Source organism: Nocardia sp. NPDC050799 (assembly GCF_040654015.1).
Taxonomy (GTDB): Bacteria; Actinomycetota; Actinomycetes; order Mycobacteriales; family Mycobacteriaceae; genus Nocardia.
The window spans coordinates 117,150-132,601 of sequence record NZ_JBFAHF010000020.1; the positions used below are offsets into that span (position 1 = coordinate 117,150).

15 protein-coding genes and 1 pseudogene are annotated in these 15,452 nt (G+C 68.2%); 3 read left to right on the forward strand and 13 right to left on the reverse strand.

Going from position 1 to position 15,452, the window contains the following annotated elements; genetic code table 11:
- Window positions 1-5: 5 nt before the first annotated feature.
- From AB0H42_RS21515 to dapE, 5 genes are all read right to left on the reverse strand, one after another.
- On the reverse strand, window positions 6-944 hold the full coding sequence (locus tag AB0H42_RS21515) for a glucosyl-3-phosphoglycerate synthase (RefSeq protein ID WP_357058309.1): 939 nt from the start codon (window positions 942-944) through the stop codon (window positions 6-8).
- Complete coding sequence (gene folP, locus AB0H42_RS21520) at window positions 941-1,822, reverse strand: dihydropteroate synthase (protein WP_357058311.1); 882 nt, start codon at window positions 1,820-1,822, stop codon at window positions 941-943. The genes AB0H42_RS21515 and folP overlap by 4 nt, the downstream gene beginning before the upstream one ends.
- 338 nt (window positions 1,823-2,160) lie before the next feature.
- Window positions 2,161-2,721: a TIGR00730 family Rossman fold protein gene (locus AB0H42_RS21525; protein ID WP_357058312.1), complete on the reverse strand. Its 561-nt coding sequence runs from the start codon at window positions 2,719-2,721 to the stop codon at window positions 2,161-2,163.
- Window positions 2,715-3,518, reverse strand: a complete 804-nt coding sequence (locus AB0H42_RS21530; RefSeq protein ID WP_357058314.1) for a TIGR00730 family Rossman fold protein — start codon at window positions 3,516-3,518, stop codon at window positions 2,715-2,717. Before AB0H42_RS21530 ends, AB0H42_RS21525 begins: the two co-directional genes overlap by 7 nt.
- Window positions 3,519-3,649: 131 nt before the next feature.
- Window positions 3,650-4,747 (reverse strand): succinyl-diaminopimelate desuccinylase, encoded by a 1,098-nt coding sequence (gene dapE, locus AB0H42_RS21535; protein ID WP_357058316.1) that lies wholly within the window; start codon window positions 4,745-4,747, stop codon window positions 3,650-3,652.
- Window positions 4,748-4,807: 60 nt separating this feature from the next.
- Here dapE and dapD point away from each other — a divergent pair, with 60 nt between their 5' ends.
- A complete protein-coding gene (dapD, locus tag AB0H42_RS21540) occupies window positions 4,808-5,755 on the forward strand; it encodes a 2,3,4,5-tetrahydropyridine-2,6-dicarboxylate N-succinyltransferase (protein WP_357058318.1) in 948 nt (315 codons plus the stop codon).
- A 15-nt stretch (window positions 5,756-5,770) separates the two neighbouring features.
- On the opposite strand, the gene AB0H42_RS21545 is transcribed toward dapD, so the two are convergent.
- Window positions 5,771-6,139, reverse strand: coding sequence for a PPOX class F420-dependent oxidoreductase (locus AB0H42_RS21545; protein WP_357058319.1), 369 nt, complete (start codon window positions 6,137-6,139; stop codon window positions 5,771-5,773).
- 121 nt (window positions 6,140-6,260) lie between these two features.
- Window positions 6,261-7,679 carry an acyl-CoA synthetase gene (locus AB0H42_RS21550; protein WP_357058321.1) on the reverse strand — a complete coding sequence of 473 codons (1,419 nt, stop codon included), beginning with the start codon at window positions 7,677-7,679 and terminating at the stop codon, window positions 6,261-6,263.
- Between the two features lie 263 nt (window positions 7,680-7,942).
- Here AB0H42_RS21550 and AB0H42_RS21555 point away from each other — a divergent pair, with 263 nt between their 5' ends.
- Window positions 7,943-8,821: an oxygenase MpaB family protein gene (locus tag AB0H42_RS21555; protein WP_357058323.1), complete on the forward strand. Its 879-nt coding sequence runs from the start codon at window positions 7,943-7,945 to the stop codon at window positions 8,819-8,821.
- 37 nt (window positions 8,822-8,858) lie between these two features.
- Here AB0H42_RS21555 and AB0H42_RS21560 read toward each other — a convergent pair whose 3' ends face one another.
- Window positions 8,859-9,503, reverse strand: a complete 645-nt coding sequence (locus tag AB0H42_RS21560; RefSeq protein ID WP_357058325.1) for a TetR/AcrR family transcriptional regulator — start codon at window positions 9,501-9,503, stop codon at window positions 8,859-8,861.
- A 128-nt stretch (window positions 9,504-9,631) separates the two neighbouring features.
- Between AB0H42_RS21560 and AB0H42_RS21565 the strand changes: the two genes are divergently transcribed.
- A complete protein-coding gene (locus tag AB0H42_RS21565; RefSeq protein WP_357058327.1) occupies window positions 9,632-10,498 on the forward strand; it encodes an oxygenase MpaB family protein in 867 nt (288 codons plus the stop codon).
- 1 nt (window position 10,499) lies between these two features.
- Here AB0H42_RS21565 and AB0H42_RS21570 read toward each other — a convergent pair whose 3' ends face one another.
- From AB0H42_RS21570 to fbiC, 5 genes and pseudogenes are all read right to left on the reverse strand, one after another.
- On the reverse strand, window positions 10,500-11,450 hold the full coding sequence (locus tag AB0H42_RS21570) for a proline dehydrogenase family protein (RefSeq protein WP_357058329.1): 951 nt from the start codon (window positions 11,448-11,450) through the stop codon (window positions 10,500-10,502).
- 61 nt (window positions 11,451-11,511) lie between these two features.
- On the reverse strand, window positions 11,512-13,149 hold the full coding sequence (gene pruA / locus AB0H42_RS21575; RefSeq protein WP_357058331.1) for an L-glutamate gamma-semialdehyde dehydrogenase: 1,638 nt from the start codon (window positions 13,147-13,149) through the stop codon (window positions 11,512-11,514).
- Window positions 13,150-13,248: 99 nt separating this feature from the next.
- Window positions 13,249-14,367: a succinyldiaminopimelate transaminase gene (gene dapC / locus AB0H42_RS21580; RefSeq protein ID WP_357058333.1), complete on the reverse strand. Its 1,119-nt coding sequence runs from the start codon at window positions 14,365-14,367 to the stop codon at window positions 13,249-13,251.
- Window positions 14,368-14,379: 12 nt separating this feature from the next.
- The gene (gene fdxA, locus AB0H42_RS21585; protein ID WP_357058335.1) at window positions 14,380-14,703 is read right to left on the reverse strand and encodes a ferredoxin; all 324 of its coding nucleotides are present in this window, start codon (window positions 14,701-14,703) and stop codon (window positions 14,380-14,382) included.
- A 191-nt stretch (window positions 14,704-14,894) separates the two neighbouring features.
- Window positions 14,895-15,452: pseudogene (gene fbiC / locus AB0H42_RS21590) on the reverse strand (7,8-didemethyl-8-hydroxy-5-deazariboflavin synthase); the annotation flags it as partial.

The following is a 15,452-nucleotide window of genomic DNA, read 5'->3' on the forward strand; positions in this document are numbered from 1 at the left end:
TTCGCTCACGCGGCCGCGACGTCCGGCCGGATGGTGTTCATCGGCGGCCGATCGACCAGACCCACCGCGGTGCTGTGCGGGGTGAACTCATCTCCGATCAACGGGAACTGAGTCAGCGCGGCCCCCGAATCCGGGACCCCGCTGCGACCCAGCACCGTACCGAGGATCTGCCGGCTCATCACACCCAGATCGGCCAGCGGACGGTTGCGATGAGTACGAACGCCCAGGTTGACCTGCCCGATGGCGCCCAGGCCCAGCCGATCGTAGGTATCGAGCAGCAACCCGATCTCCACGCCGTACCCCGGGGCGAACGGAACCGCTGTCAGCAACTCCCGGGTCCCGGCGTACTCACCGCCCAGCGGCTGCAACACCTGGGTCAGTCCCGGCCGCAGCGCGGCCAGCAGGGGCCGGGCCACGAGCTCGGTCACCCGGCCGCCACCGTGTGCGTCGACCCCGCCGCCGTGCCGTAGCGGCCGCCGGTAGTAGGCCTTCACCAGATGCAGGTCGGGAGTCGTGAGCAGCGGGCCGAGCAGCTTCGGCACAAAAGCCGGGTCCGGGTCGATCAGATCGGAATCGACGAACGCCACCAGATCACCGGTGGTCACCGCCAGTGAACGCCACAGCACCTCACCCTTACCAGGGAAAGGCTCCAGCTCGGGTACGGCCTGCTCCCGGGTGATCACTTCCGCGCCGGCCGCGCGAGCGCGGTCGGCGGTGGCGTCGGTCGACCCCGAATCCAGCACCACCAGCTCGTCCACCAGGGAACCCAGCAGCGGACGGATACTGGCCACCACCTCGGCGACGGTTCTCTCCTCGTTCAGCGCGGGCAGCACCACCGAGACGGTCCGGCCGGCTTTGGCGGCGGCCAGATCGGTCACCGACCAGGCGGGGGCATCCCAGGTGTGGGTCGATGCCCAGTCGGGCTCGTGATGGGGGAATTTCATACGAGACCTCGCAGAGTTCGCACGGGGGGCCGGATGCCCTGGATCGCGGCGATCATGTCCACGACGCGACGGGTCGCGGCGACCTCGTGCACACGGAAAACGCGAGCACCGGCCGCGGCCGACCATGCTGTTGCCGCCAATGTGCCCTCCAGCCGTTCGGAAAGTCCGACACCTAATGTCTCTCCGATGAAATCCTTGTTGCTCAGTGCCATCAAGACCGGCCACCCGCTTTTAACAAGAACGTCCGCTGCCCGCAACAGTGCGAGCCCGTGATAGGTGTTCTTCCCGAAATCATGGGTGGGGTCGATGAGAATCGAATCCCGGCGCACCCCCGCCGCCGCGGCCTGCTCCGCCGCCCGCACTACGGTATCGGTCACCTCCGCCACCACATCGGCGTACCGGACCCGATGCGGCCGGGTGCGCGGCACCGCCCCGCCGGTGTGACTGCATACGATCCCGGCCCCGGTTTCGGCCGCCACCGGCACCAACTCCGGATCCGCACCCGCCCAGGTGTCATTGATCAGGTCCGCCCCCTCCGCCACCGCGGCCCGCGCCACCTCCGACCGCCAAGTGTCCACACTGATCAACAGGCCGGGATAGGCCTGCCGGATCGCCGCCACGAACGGCACCACCCGCCGCGACTCCTCGGCCGCGTCCACATGCTCCCCCGGCCCCGCCTTCACCCCACCGATATCGACCAGATCGGCGCCCTCGTCCACAGCCCGGGCCACTGCGGCCAGCGCGGCGGAATCGCTGAAGGTCGCGCCACGGTCGTAGAAGGAATCAGGGGTGCGGTTCACAATGGCCATCACCAGCGCGCGATCCGTCGCGACGGTCCGGCCGCAGAGTGTCGGCAACGGCCGGACGGGCTCGAACATGAACTCAGTTTATTGCGCGCCTTCGGCGCGCTGGGTTGAGACCCCCTTGGTCTCGCCGTTTCGGCCGCGAGACTCGAGCCTTCGGCTCATGCGATGTGCGGTGGGCCTTCCATAGAGTGCGGCCGTTGAGCACCTTCGGCCGAGGGGCGAGACGGGCCTCAACCCTTTGAGGTGTCTCGTAAAACTCGACGCATATGGGTTGCGTCGGCACTCAACGTCCGGGTCGAATGCCGCTCGACCATTCGGGGGACCTCGCATCCGGTGCGCCTGGGCAGGGCCACCGCTCGCTCAGGGCCAGTTCGCCAACAGCCGGCCCGGCCACCCTGCCCCGAATCAACTCACTGATCCGAATCCTTGCTCAGGGCCGCGAAGGCTTCGGTGAGCTCGGGGGTGACCGTGACACGGTCGAGGGCCGCCTGCGGGACGAAGCCTCGGTCGTGGAGTTCGGAGAGCCAGGTGAACAGGCCGCTGTAGTGCCCGAAGGGGTCCAGGATGGCCATCGGCTTGTTGTGCTGGCCCAGGTGGCCGCCGGTCCAGGTCTCGAAGAACTCCTCGAGGGTGCCGATTCCGCCGGGGAGGGTGAGGAAGGCGTCGGAGCGATCCTCCATCACCTGTTTGCGCTGGCGCATCGTATCGGTGACGACCAGTTCGTCGGCGTCCACATCGGCCACCTCCCGGTGGACCAGGTGTTTCGGTATGACGCCGACCGTATTGGCGCCGCCGGCGCGGGCGGCGGCGGCCACCGCACCCATCATGGAGACGTGCCCGCCGCCGGATACCAGTTGCCATCCGCGCCGGGCTATTTCGGTGCCGACCCGGGCCGCCAATACGAGCTGATCGGGGTCGGTGGTACCGGCCGAGCAGTACACGCATACCGCGAAGGGCCGCGGAGTCACCATTCGTCCTCCGTACCGACCTTCTCGATGGTGGCGGCGCCCGGTTCGGACTCCTGGATGATGCGCACCACGTCCTCGATCGAGTCGGTGACGTGCAGCAGATCGATATCGCCCGGGGAGATACGACCGTCGGCGGCCAGAGACTCGCGTATCCAGTCCACCAGCGGCGCCCAGTACCGGCTGCCGAACAGGATGATCGGGAACCGGGTGATCTTGCGGGTCTGCACGAGGGTGAGCGCCTCGAACAGTTCGTCCAGGGTGCCGTATCCACCGGGCATACAGACGAAGGCCTGGGAGTACTTCACGAACATCGTCTTGCGCACGAAGAAGTAGCGGAAGTTGATCCCTAGATCGACCCAGTCGTTGAGGCTCTGTTCGAACGGCAGCTCGATACCCAATCCGATGGAGTAGCCGCCGGCCTCGGAGGCCCCGCGGTTGGCCGCTTCCATCACCCCGGGACCGCCGCCGGTGATGACCGCGAAACCGGCGGTGGCCAGGGCCCCGCCCAGTTCCCGCGCGGCCTGGTACTCCGGGTTGCCGGGTTCCGTGCGTGCCGAACCGAAGACGCTCACCGCGCGCGGGACCTCCGCGAGGGCGCCGAAACCCTCGACGAATTCGGCCTGTATCCGCAGCACCCGCCACGGGTCGGTATGTACCCAGTCGCTGTCGCTGCGCTGATCGAGCAGATGCTGGTCGGCGGTGGTGCCCCGCGGGGTCCGTTCCCGGCGGAACATGATGGGCCCGCGGTAGCGGGTCTTCGGTTTGCCGGCCATCCCGGATTCGGCGGCGTCGGTTGACATGGCCGCAGTGTATTTGGCGCGCGGTCGGTCGCGAGGTCGAGGCCCCCTCGGCCCCGCGGATCCGTCGTGGACGGCCGGCCGGGTTCGATCCGTGCCGGCTCCGCAAGCGGCCGGCGATTCACCGGAGCTTGCTAGGACGAAGCTGTGAGGTAGCGGCGCAACATCTCGGTGACCGCGGTGATCTGGGCCAACGGGACGTGCTCGTCACGTTTGTGCGCGAGGTTGGGGTCGCCGGGGCCGAAGTTCACGGCGGGGATACCGCGGGCGGCGAACCGGGAGACATCGGTCCACCCGTATTTGGCCCGCACGCCCGCCGACCCGTGCGCCCGCACCGTGTCGACCAGCCCGCACGCCGCGGGGGCGGTGAGGCCGGGCAGCGCGCCGGCGGCCGAGTCGGTGACCTCCAGGTCGAGTTCGAGATCCGCGAACACCTCGCGCACGTGGTCGATCGCCTGCTCCACCGAACGGTCCGGGGCGAACCGGAAATTCACCTCGACCTCGGCCTCGTCCGGCACCACGTTCCCCGCGACCCCGCCGCCGACGCGGACCGCGGACAGCCCCTCTCGGTAGCGGCAACCGTCGATCTCGACCTCCCGGGCCCGGTACTCCGCGAGCCGCGCCAGGACCGGCGCCAACCGGTGGATCGCATTGTCGCCGAGCCAGGAGCGGGCCGAATGCGCACGCACCCCGGCGGTCCGCACGCGGACCCGCAGCGTGCCCTGGCAACCGGCCTCGATCCAGCCGCCGGAGGGTTCACCCAGGATCGCGAGATCACCGTCCAGCCATTCCGGCACTTCCCGCTCGATGGCGGTGAGTCCGTTGAATTCGGCGGAGATCTCCTCGCAGTCGTAGAAGATCAGGGTCAGGTCGTGGGCCGGTTCGGCGACGGTGGCAGCCAGATGCAGGAACACCGCGTCGCCCGATTTCATATCCACCGAACCGCAACCGTAGAAGACCTCGGCGCCGTTCTCGGTGGTGAACCGGCCCGGCACATTGTCCGCGATCGGCACGGTGTCCAGATGCCCCGCCAGCACGACCCGGGTCGGCAGTCCCCGGTTCGTCCGGGCGAGCACCACATTGCCGCGGCGCAGCACCTCGAAACCGCTGGTCTGGGTGCGCAGCGCCGTTTCCACGGCGGCCGTGATCGCGGCCTCGTCCCGGGAAACGCTCGGGATGTCGACGAGGGCCGCGGTGAGGGCGATGGGGTCGGCGTGCAGGTCGAGTGTCACAGCGTACGAGCGTAGAGGGGCCCCACCGGTACACACCGCCGGTGGGTAGGCTTCCGTGTCGTGAGCATTCAGGGAGCATCCGCCATCGGTATCGCCAACGTCACCTCGGACGGGACCGTGCTGGACACCTGGTTCCCCGGCCCGGAGCTGGGTGAGTTCGGTGACACCGGCACCGAACGCCTCGCCACGGCGCCCGCCGAATTCGCCGGACTGGTGGGCCCGGACCCGGCGCGCGGCGTCGATGTCGTCGCGGTGCGCACCACCATCGCCGACCTCTCCGCCGCCCCCGTGGACGCTCACGATGTCTATCTGCGGCTGCACCTGCTCTCACATCGCCTGGTCCGGCCGCACGGCGTGAGCCTGGCGGGCCAGTTCGCCCTGCTCAGCAATGTGGTGTGGACCAACCACGGCCCGGCGGCGGTGGAGGGATTCGAGATCACCCGCGCCAAATTGCGCGCGCGCGGCCCGGTCACGGTGTACAGCATCGACAAATTCCCGCGCATGGTCGACTACGTGGTTCCGTCCGGCGTCCGCATCGGCGACGCCGACCGGGTCCGGCTGGGCGCGCACCTCGCCGCCGGCACCACCGTGATGCATGAGGGCTTCGTGAACTTCAACGCCGGTACTCTCGGCACCTCCATGGTCGAGGGCCGGATCTCCGCCGGGGTGGTCGTCGGCGACGGCTCCGATATCGGCGGCGGCGCCTCCACCATGGGCACCCTGTCCGGCGGCGGCACCACCGTCATCTCGATCGGTGAGCGCTCACTGCTGGGTGCCAACTCCGGCCTGGGCATTCCGCTCGGCGACGACTGCGTGGTCGAGGCCGGGCTCTACCTCACCGCCGGCACCAAGGTCACCGCCCCGGACGGCACCGTGGTGAAGGCGGCCGAACTGAGCGGGAAGGCCAACCTGCTGTTCCGCCGCAACTCGCGCACCGGAACCGTCGAGGTGGTGCCGCGCGCCGGGACCGGTATCGAACTCAACGAGGCCCTGCACGCCCACAATTAGGTCCGACGGCGGCACTCAGAGCCCGAAGGCGATCACGCGTTCGGGGTGGATGCGGATGAGTTCGCTCTCCTCCGGCCCGATGTAGGTGACCGTATCGGTCAGGGCTTCGGCGGTGCCCCGGATCTCCAGGCACCGCACCCGCCACGGCTGGACCGAGGCGATATCGTCGACCACGAATGCCACCCGGTTGTTGCGGGCGAGATTCCGGAACTTCCGGGACCGGCCCATATTCCACCCCGCGATATCGATGGTGCCGAGTTCGGGGTTGTAGCGGAAGCCGACCGGATTGTTCTGCGGCGCCCCGTCCGGCGCCACAGTGGCCAGCCGGCCGAGCCGCTGTCCGGCGAGGTAGTCGATATGGTCCCGGGTGAGCGTGCTGTTCATGATCGAACCGTAAAACCTCGAGCGAAGTTCAGGTCAATGGCCCGGCGGGTGAGCCCGGTGATCGACACATCGGACGGCGCCGGCCACGGGTGGAGCTGAACCCGCGACGGCGCAGGTGACGCTAATGTAACTGCTTCTTCTGGACCTTGCCCATGGCGTTTCGCGGCAGCGAGTCCACGAAGCGGATCTCCCGGGGCCGTTTGTGCACCGACAGTTCCGCGGCCACGTGGTCGATGAGTTCCTGTTCCGCCGGGGCCGCGTCGCGTGGGACCACGAAGGCGACGATGCGCTGACCCAGGTCCGCGTCGGCGAGACCCACAACGGCCACTTCGGCGACCGACGGATGGCCGAGCAGGGAGGTTTCCACCTCCCCTGCGCCGATCCGGTAGCCGCCGGATTTGATGAGGTCCACCGACTCGCGGCCCACGATCCGATGGAAACCGTCCGCGTCGATGGCGGCGACATCGCCGGTGCGGAACCACCCGTCCGCGGTCCAGCAATCGGCGGTGGCCTCGGGGCGGCCGTGATAGCCGTCGAAGAGCATCGGCCCGCGCACCTGGAGGCCGCCGAGACCGGAGCCGTCGTGCGGTACCGGCTGTCCCGCCTCGTCCCGGAGCCGGGTCTCGACGCCCCGCACCGGTACGCCCACCCAACCGGGCCGCCGTTCGCCGTCCGCCCGGGCCGACAGGGTGATCATGGTTTCGCTCATACCGTAGCGTTCGATGGGCCGATGCCCGGTGAGTTCGGCGAGCCGCTCGAACACCGGCACCGGCAGCGGGGCGCTACCGGAGATCAACAGTCTGGCGGCGGCCAGCTCCTTGGCCGCGGCCGGATCCTCGGCGATCCGGGACCAGACCGTCGGTACGCCGAAGTACATCGTGCCCGGGGCCGCCGCGTAGTTCGCCGGAGTCGGCTTCCCGGTGTGCACGAGCGGACTACCGACCCGCAGCGGCCCCAGCAGGCCCAGGATCAACCCGTGCACATGGAACAGCGGCAGGCCGTGGACCAGCACATCGGCGGCGGTCCAGGCCCAGGCGTCGGCGAGCGCGTCGAGTCCGGCCGCGATGGCCCGGCGACTCGACACCACACCTTTGGGGGCGCCGGTGGTGCCGGAGGTGTAGAGCACGAAAGCCGGTGCGCCCGGGTCGGGCTCGGGATAGGTGTGCCAGGAGCGAGCGTGCCGCCGCACCGGGACCACCGGCAGGGAGGTGCCCTCCGGCGCTTCGCCGAGCCATGCCCGGGCGCCGGAATCGGCGAGCATATGATCGAGTTCGGCCGTTCCGGAGTCGGGCGGTATCGGCACCACGGTGACTCCGGCGATCAGGCATCCCACCACGGCGAGCACGGTCGTCGCGGTCGGCCGGGCCAGCACGGCGACGCGTTCGGCGCGGGCGATACGTTCGGCCACCGAGGTGGCAGCCCCGAGCAGATCGCTGCGGGACAACGTCACACCGTCGATGGTCACGGCGTCCGGGATATCGGCGCCCGCGGCGACGGCGAGGGGGTCGAGGGAGCTGAGCAGGCGGTGGCCGTAGGACATGCGCCCAAACTACTGCCCCGGCCTCGGCCGGCGGTATGGCACCTGCCCGGAAAATCCCGGCAAATGCGCCGGTAGGAGGTGCGCGTATTCGTTTCGCGGGAATTCCACACCCATTGGTGAAACTTCATCGATTCAAATCACGCATAGCACGGGCGGGCTCCGAATCTCATAAGATCGAATTGTTTCCGGCCTCGCTTGACACATATGGGCAGCGGCGAGAAGGTGAATCGTCAGTTTTCTCGAGCCTCGAAACGGTGGCTTCCATGACCAGCACACCCGCCGCGGGACCGCCCGTATCCGGCTCCGCCGATGGACCGGCCGAGTCGGTGCAGGACGAGGAATTCGACTTCCGGCCCTATATCGACGGCGCCGCGATACTCGGGGCCGCCGCGAATGTCATCATGCAGCTCGCCGTCCCCGGAGTCGGTTACGGAGTTCTGGAAAGCCCGGTCGACAGCGGGAAGCTGACATTGCATCCGGTGAAACGCACGCGCACCACACTCACCTATCTGGCGGTCGCGCTGCTCGGCAGCCCCGCCGAGCGGGCCGCTTATCGGGCAGCCGTCGATACCTCGCATCGCCGGGTGCGCTCGACCGCGCAGAGCCCGGTGCGGTACAACGCATTCGACCGCGATCTGCAATTGTGGGTGGCCGCCTGCCTGTATTGGGGCGCACGCGATATCCGGGAACGTATGCACGGCCGGGCGGACGCCGAACTCGAAGAGACGATCTATCGCCATTCCGCACGATTGGGCACCACCCTGCAGGTGCCGCCGGAGTCCTGGCCGGCGAACCCGGCGGCCTTCGACCGCTATTGGACCGAAAACCTGGCCGCGACCAGGATCGACCCACCGGTCCGGGACATGCTGAACGAGATCGTCGATCTGCAGATGTTCCCCCGCCCGGCCCAATTCCTCGGCGGCCGCTTCAACCGATGGGTCACCGCGGGCCTCCTACCGCCGCATCTGCGCGCGGAGATGGGTATGGCCTGGTCGGCCGGCGACGAGCGCCGGTTCGGGCGCATGCTCCGCGGACTGGGCCGGGTGTCGGCGACGATACCGGCACCGCTGCGCAGCTTCCCGATCCAGGCCTACCTGGTCGATTTCCGGATCCGCCGCCGGTTCGGACTGAAACTCGTCTGATTCGAATTGACGGATATGAAAACGAGCCTGTTCGAAATCAGGATTCGGCGACCTGGCCCGGCACCCGGAACGAGACCGCCACATGATCACGCGCGTATCTGCGCACCGCGATATCGTCATCCAGAGGGATAACCGTTTGCGGTGTCAGCGCCAGCGACAGCGCGGTCCGCGCGATCATTTCGGCCAGCGGCAGCGGATCGTATTCCGGGAGCTTGTTCTCGCCCTGGAGGCGGGTGATGAATTCGGCGACGTAATCGCGGCCCAATTCGATCACCGGGGCGCCCCGGGTGGTCAGGTAGGGCAGCACGATCTCCGGTTCGGTGTTCAGCAGCCGGTCCAGCAGCTCATTACCGCGCAGACCGGCCAGGAACGCGACGAACAGTTCCACGATCTGGTCTTCGGCGCCGGCGTCGCGCTCGATCTGCTGCTGCACCGCGGCGTCGACACCCTCGATGAAATCGCGGGTCTGCGCCAATCCGACCGCCTGGATCAAGTCCGATTTGCTGGAGAACCGCCGGTACAGTGTGGCCAGGGAGAGGCCGCCGCGCCGGGCGACCTCCACCATGCTCGTGCGCTTGATCCCGAAGTCGAGAAAAGCCTGCAACGCCGCGGACAGCACGGATTGATCTTGATCCCGGCGCGGTGTTCGCACCAGAGGCAACAATTGAGCCAGCGCACCCATCTCGGCACCTTCCCGCGCTCGGCGATGCAATGACACGGTAAGCATCGCACAATCACGGGGGCGGTTGACGCAACATCGAGAGAATGAGATGGTTATCATATAATCTTCTCATAGGAAAGAGGTCACCGATGACCGCTCCCCGGCCCGCTCCGATGAACGATCCCGAACCCCAGCGGCTGGACGCACCCGACTTCGATATGAACGATCACATCGTCGGAGTCACCGCGTTCCTGGGCGGCACCGCGAACGTCATCATGCAGCTGGGTCTGCGGCCGGTCGCCTACGGCGTGATGGAGAGCGACGTCAAGAGCGGCAATGTCATGGAGCATCCGTTCAAACGGCTCCGCACCACCCTCACCTACCTCGCCGTCGCCATGCTGGGCACCGACGAAGAACGCAACGCCTACCGGCTCGCGGTCAACACCTCCCATCGCCATATCCGCACCAAACCCAGCAGCCCGGTGAAGTACAACGCCTTCGATCCGAAACTCCAGCTGTGGGTCGCCGCCTGCCTGTATTTCGGTTTCGTCGACCTGCTGGAGAAGGTCCGGGGCCCGATGGACGAGGCGACCGCCGACACCTTCTACGCCCACAGCATCCGGCTCGGCACCACCCTGCAGGTCCGACCGGAGATGTGGCCGGCAAACCGCGCCGCGTTCTGGCAGTTCTGGGAAGACAACCTCGACGCCCTGGAAATCGACGACACCACCCGCGCCTACTTCAACGACCTCATCGACCTGAAAATGGTGGCGCCCCCGATCCAGTGGGTGTCGGCACGGTTCCACCGGTTCGTCGTCACCGGCTGCCTGCCGCCGCAGATCCGCGAGAAAATGCATCTCACCTGGACCGCGGGCAACCAGCGCTGGTTCGACCGCACGATGAAGCTCATCGGCGTGGGCTTGAAGATCCAGCCCCGCGTCCTACGCCAGTTCCCGATGAACTACTACCTATGGGATATGCGCCGCCGTATCCGCAAGGGCAAACCCCTGGTCTGAGTTACCGCCCGGCCAGGGCGCGGAGGAAGAACGCCAGGTTGGCGGGCCGTTCCGCGAGCCGGCGCATGAGGTATCCGTACCACTGGTGCCCGTAGGGCAGGTACACCCGGACGAAATCGCCGCGGTCGGCGAGGTGGAGTTGCTCGTCGGTGCGGATGCCGTACAGCATCTGGTATTCCAGCCGGCCGGGGCGACGGCCGGTGATCGTCGCGAGGTCGGCCGCCGCCGCGAGGACCACCGGATCGTGGGAGGCCACCAGGGGACGGCCCGCGCCGCGCATGAGAATTCGCAGGCAGCGCAGATAGGCGCGGTCCACATCGACACGTCGCTGATAGGCGACGGTTTCCGGTTCACGGTAGGCGCCCTTGCACAGGCGCACCCGGGCGCCCGCGTCGGCGAGGTCGCGGCAATCGTCCTCGCTGCGGTACAGGTAGGCCTGGATCACCGTGCCCAGCCAGGGGAAATCCGGGCGGACCTGCCCGGTGGTGGCGAGGGTGGCGGCGGTGGTGGTGTGGTCTTCGGCGTCCACGGTCACCCATACCCCGGCCTCGGCCGCCTTGGTGCACACGGTGCGCAGGTTCTCGGTGGCGATCGCCGGGCCGTCGGCACCCAGTGCCTGCCCGAGCGCGGACAATTTGACCGACACCTCCAGCGGTGCGGCGCCGGCGGGCACCTCGGTGGTGGGCAGGGCCGCCAGATCGTTGATCAAGGCCAGATATTCGGCGACCGCCACATCGGCCTGCGCGCGGTCGGTGGTGTTCTCCCCCAGGTAGTCGACGCTCACCGCTCGCCCACTCATCAACAGCGCGCGGGCCGCGGCGATCAGATCCGGCCGTGCTTCCCCGGGTACGAAGCGCTGGACCATCGCCGCGGTGGCAGGGCTCGTGGTGAGGGTTCGTTTCACCCGGTCCGACCCGGCGACGGCGAGGATCGCCAGACGCAGCGGATTCACCGGGACTCCCCGCGGGGACAGCGCGGGGTCCCGCGCCACGCGGCGGGGCGGAGTGAGCCGTTCATCCCTGCTCCATGTGCGGATAGCGGTGATCGGTGTGCGGGACGAAGGTTTCCTTCAGGGTGCGCGGGGCCACCCAGCGCAGCAGGTTCAGCGGGGACCCCGCCTTGTCGTCGGTGCCCGAGGCCCGGGCCCCGCCGAAAGGCTGCTGCCCCACGACCGCGCCGGTGGGTTTGTCGTTGACATAGAAGTTGCCGGCCGCGAACCGCAACAGCTGGGCGGCCTCTTCCACGGCATGCCGGTCCTGCGCGAAGACCGCGCCGGTCAGGGCGTACGGGGCAGTGGATTCCACCTCGGCCAAGATCGTCCGGTAGGCGTCGGGCTGGGAATCGTCGTACACGTACACCGACAGGATCGGGCCGAAGTATTCGGTGGCGAACGATTCGTCGCGTGGATCCTCGGCGAGCAGCACGGTCGGCCGGACGAACCAGCCTTCGCTGTCGTCGTAGGTCCCGCCCACCGGCAGGTCCACTCCGGCGGACCGCGCCCGCTCGATCGCCCGCACGCTCTTGTCGTAGGCCCGCCGGTCGATCACCGCGCCACCGAAGTTCGACAGATCCGCGATATCGCCGTAGCTCAGGCTCTCGGCGATACCGAGGAAATCGTCACCCATCTCCCGCCACAGCGAGCGCGGCAGATAAGCACGCGAGGCGGCCGAACATTTCTGGCCCTGATACTCGTAGGCGCCGCGGATCAGCGCCGTACGCAAGGCGGCAGGATCCGCCGACGGATGCGCGACGATGAAATCCTTGCCCCCGGTCTCCCCCACGATCCGTGGATATCCGTGATAGCGCCCGATATTGGCGCCCACCCGGCTCCACAGATATTGGAAAGTGGCGCCCGACCCGGTGAAATGAATACCGGCCAGCCGGGGATCGGCCAGGGCGACCTCGGAGAGTTCCCGCCCGTCACCGGTGACCATATTGATGACACCGGGCGGCAGCCCGGCCGCCTCCAGCAGTTTCATCGTGTAATAGGCGGCCAGCGTCTGGGTGGGCGAGGGTTTCCACACCACCGTATTGCCCATGAGCGCCGGCGCGGTCGGCAGATTGCCGGCGATCGCGGTGAAATTGAACGGGGTGATCGCGTAGACAAAGCCTTCCAGCGGGCGGTAGTCGAGCCGGTTCCACACCCCCGCACTCGACTGCGGCTGCTGGGCCAGGATGCCCCGGGCGAAGGAGACATTGAACCGCCAGAAGTCGACCAGCTCGCACGGGGCGTCGATCTCGGCCTGCGCCACCGATTTCGACTGGCCCAGCATGGTCGCGGCGGCGAGCGTTTCCCGCCACGGTCCGGCCAGCAGGTCCGCGGCCCGCAACAGCACCGCGGCACGTTCGTCGAACGGCAGCGCACGCCATCCGGGGGCGGCCGCGGTCGCCGCGTCGATCGCCGCGGCGGCTTCGGTGTGTGTGGTGTCGGTATAGGTCCCGAGTACCTGCCGGTGTCGATGCGGTGCGACGATCTCCCGTCGCGTGCCGATCCCCGGACGATGCTTACCACCGATGACCAGGGGGATCTCGGTGGTGCTGTCGGAGAAATCGGCGAGCCTGCCGAGCAGCCGTTCCCGCTCGGGGCTACCGGGCGCGTAGGTGTGCACCGGCTCGTTACCGGGGGTGGGGACAACTGTGACAGCGTCCATACCCCAGGCTAGCGCCGCCCGCCCGGCCCTGCCCGAACTCGACGCGCGGATCTCTGCGGAGTCGTTACCGCACTGCCGCACAGCGGCGGCAGAGCGTGCTCAGCCGCGCAGCCGCTGTGCGGCCGTTTCGATCCGCTCGTCGGTCGCGGTCAATGCGATTCGCACGTGCTCGGCGCCCGCGGGACCGTAGAACTCGCCCGGAGCCGCCAGGATGCCGCGCTCGGCCAGCCACTCGAGCGTGGTCCGGCACGGCTCACCGCGAGTGGACCACAGATACAGCCCGGCCTCGGAATGGTCGATCCGGAACCCGGCATCCAGCAGCGCCGATCGCAGGATCTCGCGGCGGGCCCGATACCGCTGCCGCTGCACCGATTCGTGCGCGTCGTCGTCCAGCGCCGCCGCCATCGCCGCCTGGATCGGGAAGGGCACCATCATGCCGGAATGCTTGCGCACCTCCAGCAACTCGGCCACCAGCTCCGGATCACCGGCCACGAATCCGGCCCGGTAACTTGCCAGATTCGACGTCTTCGACAGCGAATGCACCGCCAGCAAACCGGTGTGATCTCCGTCGCAGACTCGCGGGTCGAGAATCGACACGGCGGGTCCTTCCCAAGACAGCCCCAGGTAGCACTCGTCGGACGCGACGATCACCCCGCGCTCCCGCGCGAAGGCGACCACCTTCCGCAGATGCTCCACACCCAGCACCTTGCCGGTCGGGTTGGACGGTGAGTTGAGATAGATGAGCGCCGGAGTCTCCGGGCCCAGCCGGGTGAGTCCGTCGGCGCGCAGAATCCGGGTCCCGGCGAGCAGTCCGCCCACCTCGTACGTCGGATAGGCGACCTCGGGGATCACCACCAGGTCCGCGGGCCCCAGCCCGAGCAGCCGCGGCAACCCCGCGATCAGCTCCTTGGTGCCGATCACCGGCAGCACCGCCGCCTCGGGCACCCCGGTGATACCGAAACGCCGGGTCAGCGCGGCCACCGCGGCGGCACGCAACTCCGGCGTGCCGTGCGTGGTCGGGTAACCGGGCACCTCGGCGACCGAACTCAGCGCCGCGCGGATCAGCGGATCGACCGGATCGACGGGCGTACCCACCGACAGATCGACGAGTCCGCCCGGATGTGCGGCCGCCCGCGCCTTCACCTCGGCGATGGTGTCCCACGGGAAATCGGGCAGGGCCGCACTCACCCGGCGACGTTCGGTTACCTCGGTGCTCATCGTGCGAATGCTCTACTCGGCCGCCATCGGCGGCAGCTCTTTGATGAACGCCGGATCGGAATCGACCTTGCCCAGCTTGGTGGCACCGCCCGGCGACCCCAGTTCGTCGAAGAAGTCGACGTTGGCATTGACGTACCCGCTCCACTGATCGGGCGTGTCGTCCTCGTAGAAGATCGCCTCCACCGGGCAGACCGGCTCACACGCACCACAGTCAACGCATTCGTCGGGATGGATGTAGAGCATGCGACCGCCCTCGTAGATGCAGTCCACAGGGCATTCTTCGATGCATGCCTTGTCCTTCACGTCAACGCACGGTTCGGCGATGATGTACGTCACTCCCGCTCCTAAGTCTTCCTTCTCCGGGTAACTGCGCCCGCACACAAGTATCCCTGGCGCCCCACAGGCTACGCCCGGTGAGCCTGCCCTAATACTCGACGCCGGCTCCGGCGTCGCCTGGTCGGAGCTTCGTGGCTCCGGTACTCCATTACTGCGCTCGGTCGCCGCCCGCCTTCACCAAGGCCACGCGCCTAGACGAGTTCCAGGCCTGGGGCTGCCGCGCTCCGCCGGGGTGGAACACCGTAGATGGTGGTGCGTTCCCGGACCGGCCGGCCGATACCCTCGGCGATCTCGGTGAGTTCGGCCACCGTCTTCGCCGACCCGTGCTGCGAACCCGCCATCCGGGAGATGGTCTCCTCCATGAGGGTACCGCCGAGGTCGTTGGCGCCGCTGCGCAGCATCACCCGGGTGCCCGTGGTGCCGAGTTTCACCCAGCTGGTCTGGATGTTGTCGATCCGGCCGTGCAGCATGATCCGGGCCAGGGCGTGTGCGGCGCGGTTGTCGCGGTTGGTGGGACCCGGTCGGGAGGCGCCGGCCAGGTAGAGCGGGGCGCTCTGGTGCACGAACGGGAGCAGGACGAATTCGGTGAAACCGCCGGTCTCGTCCTGGATACCGCGCAGCACCCGCAGGTGCCCGACCCAGTGGCTGGGGTTGTCGACATGCCCGTACATCATGGTCGAGCTCGACCGGATGCCGACCTGGTGGGCGGTGGTGACCACATCGATCCAGGCGGAGGCGGGCAATTTGCC